This is a genomic window from Nocardia sp. NPDC004722, assembly GCF_053601505.1.
In genome coordinates this window covers 1-6065 of record NZ_JBSGBY010000526.1, presented here as the reverse complement: position 1 = coordinate 6065, position 6065 = coordinate 1, and the positions used below count along the sequence as shown (strand labels likewise).

The 6065-nt window shown below is 69.7% G+C and carries 6 protein-coding genes and 1 pseudogene; 4 read left to right on the top strand and 3 right to left on the bottom strand.

Features of this window, described 5'->3' with window-relative positions:
- A partial coding sequence (locus ACWELQ_RS35430; protein WP_452401375.1) for a GNAT family N-acetyltransferase occupies positions 1-277 on the top strand: 277 nt, incomplete at its 5' end.
- 103 nt (positions 278-380) lie between these two features.
- On the opposite strand, the gene ACWELQ_RS35425 is transcribed toward ACWELQ_RS35430, so the two are convergent.
- Both ACWELQ_RS35425 and ACWELQ_RS35420 read right to left on the bottom strand, forming a co-directional pair.
- Positions 381-1778, bottom strand: coding sequence for a metallopeptidase TldD-related protein (locus ACWELQ_RS35425; RefSeq protein ID WP_452401377.1), 1398 nt, complete (start codon positions 1776-1778; stop codon positions 381-383).
- A gap of 38 nt (positions 1779-1816) precedes the next feature.
- A complete protein-coding gene (locus ACWELQ_RS35420) occupies positions 1817-3343 on the bottom strand; it encodes a TldD/PmbA family protein (RefSeq protein WP_452401374.1) in 1527 nt (508 codons plus the stop codon).
- 187 nt (positions 3344-3530) lie between these two features.
- On the opposite strand from ACWELQ_RS35420, the gene ACWELQ_RS35415 reads away from it, so the two are divergent.
- A complete protein-coding gene (locus ACWELQ_RS35415) occupies positions 3531-4373 on the top strand; it encodes a TetR/AcrR family transcriptional regulator (RefSeq protein WP_452401373.1) in 843 nt (280 codons plus the stop codon).
- 16 nt (positions 4374-4389) lie between these two features.
- On the opposite strand, the gene ACWELQ_RS35410 is transcribed toward ACWELQ_RS35415, so the two are convergent.
- Positions 4390-5157, bottom strand: a complete 768-nt coding sequence (locus ACWELQ_RS35410; protein ID WP_452401372.1) for a TSUP family transporter — start codon at positions 5155-5157, stop codon at positions 4390-4392.
- An 87-nt stretch (positions 5158-5244) separates the two neighbouring features.
- Here ACWELQ_RS35410 and ACWELQ_RS35405 point away from each other — a divergent pair.
- Positions 5245-5925 (top strand): annotated as a pseudogene (locus tag ACWELQ_RS35405) (DUF7134 domain-containing protein); the annotation flags it as partial.
- A 52-nt stretch (positions 5926-5977) separates the two neighbouring features.
- Positions 5978-6065 (top strand): DUF3556 domain-containing protein (locus tag ACWELQ_RS35400; protein WP_452401376.1); only part of this gene is annotated, 88 nt, incomplete at its 3' end.

Genomic DNA, 6065 nt, shown 5'->3' with positions numbered 1-6065 from the left:
TTGTTGGATCAACGCGTGGGGGCGCCGCGACCCCGCCGAACCCCATTGGCATCTGGGGCCGGTCGCCGTGGACGACGGATTACAGGGGCAGGGCATCGGCAGCCGCATGCTCACGGATTTCTGTGCCCGCGTGGACGATCGGCGGGCGGCGGCCTATCTCGAGACCGACAAGCCGGAGAACGTGAAGTTCTACGAGCGCTTCGGCTTCACGGTGCTCGACGAAGCCGAGGTGCTCGGGGTGCCCAACTGGTTCATGCACCGCCCGCGTGTGGACTGAGGCGCTGGCCCGCGCGTGGACTGAGGCGCTGCTGGTCCGCGCGTGGACTGAGGCGCCGGCCCACGCGGACCGAAGGATCGGCCCGCGCGCGGCCGGGGCGGGTTCAGGTGGCCTGGCTGACCGAGGACATGTGGAAGTCGGGAATCCGCAAGGGCGGCATGGCCGTCCGGGTGAACCAGTCCTTCCATTCGCGCGGCAGCGTGATCTCGGTGCGGCCCGCCTCGCTGACGCGGCGCAGCAGGTCCAGGGGGCTCTCGTTGAAGCGGAAGTTGTTGACCGCCGCGGTGACCTCGCCGTTCTCGACCAGGTAGACGCCGTCGCGGGTGAGGCCGGTGAGCAGCAGCGTGGCCGGGTCGACCTCGCGGATGTACCACAGGCAGGTCAGCAGCAGGCCGCGTTCGGTGCCCGCGATCATGTCCGCCAGGCTCGCGTCGGTGCCTCCGGTCATGAGCAGGTTCTCGCCGGGAAGGGTGACGGGGGCGTCGAATTCGGCGGCGGTGGCGCGCGGGTAGACCAGCGAGTCGATGACACCCTCGCGGACCCAGTCGGTGCGCTGGGCGGTCAGGCCGTTGTCGAACACCGACAGTGATTCCGAGGACGAGCCGGTCGCCACGAACGGCCGGTACTCGAGCCCGGCGGCACGCGGATCGGAGTAGAGGGTCAGCGGAATCGTGTTGAGCCGCTCGCCGATGCGGGTGCCGCCCGCCCGGGCGAAGGCGGTGTGGCCCTCGTGCGCGCCGCGACCCTCCATCGTCCAGTTCATATAGATCATCAGGTCGGCGACCGCGGAGGGCGGCAGCAGCGTCTCGTAGCGGCCCGCGGGCAGCTCGACGCGGCGTTTGCTCCAATCCAGGCGACGCGAGAGCTCCGCGAGCAGGCCGGGGGTGTCGACGTCGGCGAAGTCGGTGGTGCCGGTGCCGACCCAGGCGCTGGCCAATTCCGCACCGGTGCCGCGTTTTCCGTTGATCTCGACCGAACCGGTCGGCTGCACCCAGCGCCGCCGCAACCCGGTGGAGGTGCCCAGCCAGGTGGAGTGCATCTGGTGGTGGGCGAACCCGTAGAGGCGGTCGCCGCCGTCGAAGCCGATGGCGAGATCGGCGGCGAGGGTGGTGAACACGCCGATATCGGTGGTCGCCGGTTCGCCCTCCCACTCCAGGAGTTTGTCGAGGCTGTCGGCGTCCACGGCGTCGGGGGCCAGGAGCGGCATGGCGTCGCGGGCGGGTTCGGCGTCGCGGGCGGCCTGTTCGCTGGCGCGCACCACGGCCTCGATGTCGGCGGGGTCGACGCTGGTGGAGCTGACGCTGCCGACCCGGGCGGCGTTCGGGCCGTCGCGGAAGATCGAGACCACCACCCAGTCGCGCGCGACCGAGGAACCGTTGGTGGTCATGGAATTTCCGGCCCACCGCAGCGAGGCCTCGTGCGCGTCGGTGACGATCACCACGGCCTCGTCGGCGCGGGAGGACCGCAGCGCGCGTTCGACGACGTCGGGGGCGGGGAGCACACTCACTGTGCCGACTCCTTACTCACGGTCGGTCCTTCCTACTGCCCGGCCTCGGCGCGGGTATTGAGAATGTTGATGCCGCGCACCAGTACCGACGGGCAGCCGTGCGAGACGGCGGCCACCTGACCGGGTTGCGCCTTACCGCAGTTGAACGCGCCGCCCAGCACCCAGGTCGAGGGGCCGCCGACGGCCTCCATCGAGCCCCAGAAGTCGGTGGTGGTGGCCTGGTAGGCGACATCGCGCAGCTGCCCGGCCAGTTCACCGTTGCGGATGCGGAAGAACCGCTGGCCGGTGAACTGGAAGTTGTAGCGCTGCATATCGATCGACCACGATTTGTCGCCGACGATGTAGATGCCGTTCTCCACGCGGGAGATCAGTTCGGCGGTGCTGGTGTCGCGCTCGGGATCGGGCTGCAGTGACACGTTGGCCATGCGCTGGATCGGCACGTGGTGCGCGGAGTCGGCGTAGGAGCAGCCGTTGGAGCGTTCCAGACCCAGGCGCGGCGCGAACACGCGGTCGAGCTGGTAGCCGACGAGGACGCCGTCGCGCACCAGATCCCACTGCTGCCCGGCCACGCCCTCGTCGTCCCAGCCGACGCTGGCCAGGCCGTGCTCCTGGGTGCGGTCACCGGTCACGTGCATGATCGGGGTGCCGTACCGCAGGGTGCCGAGCAGGTCGGGGGTGGCGAAAGAGGTGCCCGCGTAGGCGGATTCGTAGCCGATGGCACGGTCGTATTCGGTGGCGTGGCCGATGGACTCGTGGATGGTCAGCCACAGATTGGTGGGGTCGATGACCAGGTCGGTGGGCCCGGCCGTCACGGTGGGGGCCTTCACCTTCTCGGCCAGCCACTCCGGTATCCGCGCGAGTTCGCCTGCCCAGTCGAAGGTTCCGTCCGCGCCGGTCACGTACTCCCAGCCGCGCCCGGCCGGGGCGGCGAGGGTGCGCATGGTCTCGAACACGCCCGCGGACGGATCGACGGTGATCGCCTCGATCTCCGGGTGCAGCCGCACCCGCTGCTGGGTGATGCGGGAGCCGAAACTGTCGGCGTAGAAGGTCTGCTCCTTGACCTGCAGCACCGCCGCCGTCACGTGATCGACGCCGTCGGCGGCCTTCAAACGCTCCGAATAGTCCAGCAGCAGCGCCACTTTCTCCGGGGTCGGCACGGAGAAGGGGTCGAGGTCGTAGGCGGAGACGTACTCCGCGCCGTCGTAGCGCGGCTCCGGGGCCAGTTCGACGCGTTCACGATTCAAGCCGCGCAGGGTGCGCGCCACGGTCACCGCGCGACGCGCCACCTCGGCGGCGGTGTCGACGGTGAGGTCGGCGTGCGAGGCGAAACCCCAGGTGCCGTCGACGATCACGCGCACCGCGAAACCGAGATCGGTGCTGTCGGACACCGATTCGACGCGGCCGTCACGCAATCGGATGGACTGCTGCACAAGTCGGTGCACGCGCAGATCGGCGTATTCGGCCCCGGCGGCGCGGGCCGCGCCCAGCGCGGCGTCGGCGAGCGCGGACAGCGGCAGCGCGCGGAACTGCTCGTCCACAACCTTGGTAGCGATGCTCACCCGATCCAACCTAGAGGCCGACACGCCGGAGGTTCAACAAACCACGCAGCCGGAACGAAATTCACGCCACGCAAACCTGCATACGCTGCAACGATGCGCGAACTGCGATGTAGCACACCGTGAAACGGCGCGCACAACGGCTGTACATGCCACGTTTTGCTGACCGGATGCCGTACTGTCTGCCCGCGTGCCGCCATCCGCACTCCGCGATCGTAAACGGGAACGCACCCGCCGAGCCCTGCTCGAAGCCGCCGTCGAACAGTTCGAGAGCCGAGGTTATGAGGCGACCACCGTCGCCGATATCGCGGCCGCCGCCGAAGTCGGCACCCGGACGTTCTTCAACTACTTCGCCAGCAAAGAGGAACTACTGTTCCCCGAGCCGGACGAACGTGTGCAGGCCGCCGTGCGCGCCATCGCCACCCGCCGGCCCGGGGAACGACCCGTCGAGGTGCTGTTGCGTGCGCTGCGCGCGGCCGGTGACAATCCCGGTGATCACCTCGGGGACACCCTCGCCGCGCGGATCGCGGTGCTGCGGGCCCAGGTGTCGCGCACCGTGCCCGCCGTGTCCGGTCGCGCCGCCTACGCGCAGCTGGCCTCCCAGCAGGAGATCGCGCGGCAGTTGCGCGGAGCGTTCCCTGAGGAACTCGATGATGTCGGCGCGGCCGCCCTGGTGGGCGCGGTCGTCGGCGCGGTCTCCGGCGCGTTGACCGTGCTGTTCCAGCGGCCCGGCCTCGAGGACGGGGAAGCGCTGCAGCGCAAGATCCAGGAGACCACCTCGAAGGTGCTGGCGCCGTGGCTGTCCCAGCCCGCCCCGGAGCCCCGGGAACTGCCCGGCGAGCAGGCCGCGTTGCTGTCGGACGGCCCACTACATCCGGGCCCGGAGACCTACCAGGCCGATCCGGAAGCCTTCCGGCCCATCGCGACGGTGCATCGGCTCACCCCGGAATCCTTGCAGCGCTCCACCTTCGACGGTGGCGGGCCGCGGTCGCTGCCCGGCGGGCATCGGCAGCCCGAGGACGCCCGAATCTGACCTGGGGTGATCCGGGTCAGCCGAACTGCTGCCAGCCCAGCCGGATCACCATGACCACCACGACGATCAGCAGCACCAACCGCACGAAACCCGCGCCCTTCGCCAGGGCCATGCGCGAACCGGCCACCGAGCCCGCCACATTCGCGACGGCCATCGACAGGCCCAGGGCCCACAGCACATGGCCGGTGCTCGCCAGGAAGATCAGCGAGCCGAGGTTGGAGCCGCAGTTGATCACCTTCGCCATCGCGGCGGCGCGCACGAACTCGGTGCCGAGCAGGGTGGCGAAGGTGATGATCAGGAAGGTGCCGGTGCCGGGACCGAGGATGCCGTCGTAGAGGCCGATCAGCCCGGCCGCCAACGCCACCACCAGGATCGTCTTGCGCCGGGTCGGGGGATGGGTGGCCATGGTGACGCCGACCGACGGGCGCAGCGTCACGAAGATCGCGACCCCGATCAGCACCACCATCACGATCGGCACGAAGTACTTCTTGTCGATCAACGCGACCGCCGCCGACCCGCAGGCGGCCGCGATCGCGGCGATCACCGCCCCGGGCAACAGCACCTTCCACCGCATCGGCACCTTGCGCGCGAAGGTGACCACCGCGGCACTGGTCCCGGAAAACGCCGCGATCTTGTTGGTACCCAACGCGGTCTGCGGAGCCAACCCCGGCAACACCACGAACAGCGTCGGCAGCACGATCAGCCCGCCCCCGCCGACCACCGCATCGACCCAACCGGCCGCCGTCGCCGCGGTCAGTAGGACCGCCCAGTCCGCAAGGCTCACAGCCCGACCCAACCAGAGCCGACCACACAAGATCAAACCGTGGATCGCATGACGAGCCGTACAGGACGAGGCCCGTAGGGTGGGTGGGTGCGCCGGTTCAGTTTGTGGTTGCGGGGCAAACCCCTCATCACCGATACGATTCTGGCCCTGCTGTTGCTGGGCATCGACGTGCTGGCCGTGAACAACAGCACCTACAAGGCGACCTATCTGGTGCTGAGTGTGGTGTTGGTGGTGCCGATCGTGTTCCGGCGCACCCACACCCGGGCCGCGGCCATCGCCATGGTGCTGCTGTCGATCAGCGCGTCGGCGGTGCACGGGGCCGTGGGGGACAAGTCGGTGCATCCCGCGCTGCTGGGGCTGGGCATCATGCTCTACACCCTCGTCGCGTATGTCGGCCGCCGCCAAGGGCTCGTCTACCTGGGCATCCTCGTCCTCGACAGCCTCATCTCGGCCGCCGCGATCGGTAAGCCCTCGGGGACCGATATCGCGTTCACCGCGCTCTACTACGCGCTGTGCTGGACGCTGGCCGAATTCGTGGGCGCGCGCCACGCCTACGACGCGGAGGTCGCCGCACGGCTGGCCGTCGCCGACTACGACCGGGAACGCCGCGCCCACGACGCGGTCGCCGCCGAACGCACCCGCATCGCGCGCGAACTGCACGACGTGGTCGCGCACGCCGTGAGCGTCATCATCGTGCAGGCCGACGGGGCCCGCTTCGCGTTGCGCCGCGACCCCGACGCCGCCGAACAAGCCCTGTCCACCATCGCCGGGACCGGCCGCGACGCACTGCGCGAGCTGCGCCGCACCGTCGAACTGCTGCGTGCCACCGTGGCCGCAACGGGTGCCGTTCACGAGAGGCGATCGCCGGAACCTCGCCGACGTGGGCTTGTACTCGGTCGTGCTGGCGT